At 70.7% G+C, this 1,852-nt stretch carries 2 protein-coding genes; both read right to left on the reverse strand.

All coding sequences use genetic code 11. From position 1 onward, the window contains the following. Window positions 1–69 precede the first annotated feature (69 nt). A complete protein-coding gene (locus CCN39_RS47990) occupies window positions 70–459 on the reverse strand; it encodes a VOC family protein (protein WP_086853857.1) in 390 nt (129 codons plus the stop codon). A gap of 46 nt (window positions 460–505) precedes the next feature. After that, the coding region (locus CCN39_RS47995; RefSeq protein WP_086853859.1) for a S28 family serine protease at window positions 506–1,852 on the reverse strand (1,347 nt) is incomplete at its 5' end.

Here is a 1,852-nt window from a genome sequence, read left to right on the forward strand (position 1 = left end):
AGTCACAATCGGGCATCGGGCTGCAGGGAAAGCCCGAAGAGGCCGTCCAGAGAACAGGACACCCCGAACTCACTCCGGCGCAGGAGCGTTCTCATCCGGCTGCAGCATCCCGAAAACATTCCCCTCGGTGTCCTTGCAGTACGCCAGCCAACCCACGCCCGGCACCGGGTTCTTCGGCAGGGCCAGCGTCCCGCCCGCCCGGTTGACATCACCCAGCGCCTCGTCCAGGTTCGCCACGTCGATCGTGTTGACGAAGCCGTGGACCGGGGCCGAGGCCTCGGGGGCCGGGCCCTGGCGCGGGAGGAGGCCTCCGTCTATCCCGTCGCCTTCGCCGGTCGTGATCATCCAGTAGGGGACGTCGCCCCAGCGCTCGAACTTCCAGCCGAACACCGCCGTGTAGAACGCCACCGCGCGTTCGGGGTCGCCCGCGTGGATCTCGAAGTGGACGGGACGAGGCATGCGCGCCTCCTCAGGCCGGGCGAGAGTACGCCCGGCCTGAGGAAAGTCACAGCCTCGTCCGCGGCGTCAGGTCCGCGTCGAAGTCCGGGAAGCCCGCCGGAGCCGAACGCAAAGCCGGCGACGAAACCGAAGGCGAAACCGGCGGCAGGCCGGCCCAGCGCCGGATCGTCGCCGTGGCCGCCGCGGCGTCGGCCGGGGCCAGCTGGGCGATCTTCGAGCCGTGGTTGCCGCCCTGGACGTAGTACCGGTACGAATCGCGGCTGCCGCGGCCCAGCTCGAACGGCTCCGCGCCCCACGGGTCGTTGGACCCGTACACGAACAGCAGGCGGGTGCCGCGGGTCTTCACCCAGAAGTCGATGTCGGGCATCGCCGGGTAGTCGAAGCGCGGCAGGCGGATCGACGCCGGCACGAACGTCTTCGGCTGGTCGGCGCCCGGGTAGCGCAGCAGGTCGCGGAGGTAGCCGTCGTACGCCTCGGGCGAGCCCAGCTGCACCGCCGCCTGGTAGTAGTACGGGATGTAGGGCGCGAGGTCCTGGTCGGAGTACGTGTTGAGGCTCTCCACCCGCTCGTACCAGGCGTAGACGTCGGCCGCGGGCGCGCCCGGCGGCGGCACCGTCGCGCAGTCCGCCTGCGTCTGGTACTGCCAGAACGCGAAGTACGAGTCGATCACCGAGATCTCGAGGGACTTGTCGGCCGAGCCCACGATCGAGAACGTCAGCCCCCGCTCGGCCGCGTCCGCCGCGGCGATCGCGCCCAGCTCGTCACGCCGCTTCAGCGCGTCGCGCTGGATCGCCTTCAGGGCGTCGCGGCACGCCGGGTCGTTGCCCACGCGGGACAGGAACCGGTTGTAGACGTCGACCGGGTCGATGACGTCGTTGGGCGCGACGTACGGGATCGTCGCGTCGACGTCGTCGGGGAAGAAGCGCCGGAAGTACGTCGCGGTCATGCCGCCCTTGCTGCCGCCGGTGGCCAGCCACTTGCCCGGGTAGATCGCCTTGAACGCCTGCACCGCGCGGTGCTCGTCCGCCGCCGCCTGCCAGATCGTCAGCTGCTTCGCCCAGTTCTCCGGCTCCGGCCGGGACGGCGTGAAGTAGCGGTACTCCATCGACAGCTGGTTGCCGTCGACGATCTGCGTCGGCTCCGAGCGGTTCGGCGAGCCGCTGACGTTGTAGCCGCTCGTGAAGGCGACCGTCGGGGCGGCGAAGTCGCGGTGCAGCAACGTGAACCGCTGCTGGAACGTGCCCGCGCCGGGGTGCCGGTGGTCGGCGGGCTGGGTGTAGGTCAGCTTGAAGAACCGGAATCCGGCCGGCGCCGCGTCCTCGGAAACGACCGTCAGCCCCGGGATCCGCTGCAGCTGCGCCTTGATGTCCGGTGCCGCCGCGGCCGCCGGCGC

The organism is Amycolatopsis kentuckyensis (assembly GCF_002155975.1).
GTDB lineage: Bacteria > Actinomycetota > Actinomycetes > Mycobacteriales > Pseudonocardiaceae > Amycolatopsis > Amycolatopsis kentuckyensis.